Here is a 640-nt window from a genome sequence, read left to right on the forward strand (position 1 = left end):
GAATACACCGCCGTCGATTACACCGAAACGCAGGGAATCAGCATGCTGAGCATTCCACTCATGGCTCACTATCAAGTGTATCCGAGTGGAACGGACAAATCGTATCAAGTGTATTTCAAATTTGGTGGAAAATTTAAACTCCCGCTCAATACACCACTCAGCACCTACAACGGCACATTGGGGAGATTAGACGTGAAAGACGGTGTGATACCCGACCTGTCCATCGCGGTTCCTGACTATATGATGAAGAGAGGTTCTGTTGAGAAATCTCACTCAGGACCCATTGAACTATCGGGTTATGCCGTGTTGGGGTCGTTAGAAGTGGGAAAAAAATGGGGCAGGTTAACAGAAAAATGGTCGCTCTACGCGGGGATATATGCTGATTATGCTATATTGAATAAGATAACCGCTAAAACAGGCGATAAAAAACCGTTCATCACCACTTCCGACGACGGACAAATGCATCGAGCCAACGGCATATTGGTCGCCCAAAAATTCGATGGCACGCCATTCGTTGACAACAGGATGCTATCACCACTATCGGTTGGTGTGAAGGTCGGAATAGCGTATGGAAACCGCCCCCGCAAAAAACTGCTTGTGCCACCTGTCCTGCAACTTAAATATCCTGCAAGTTACATAC

General features: G+C 46.9%; 1 protein-coding gene. It reads left to right on the plus strand.

Features of this window, described 5'->3' with window-relative positions; translation table 11 throughout:
• Positions 1 to 640: hypothetical protein (locus ASC50_RS03020; RefSeq protein ID WP_158648338.1), on the plus strand; the 640-nt coding region annotated here is incomplete at both ends.

The sequence above is a fragment of the Candidatus Symbiothrix dinenymphae genome (genome assembly GCF_001431085.1).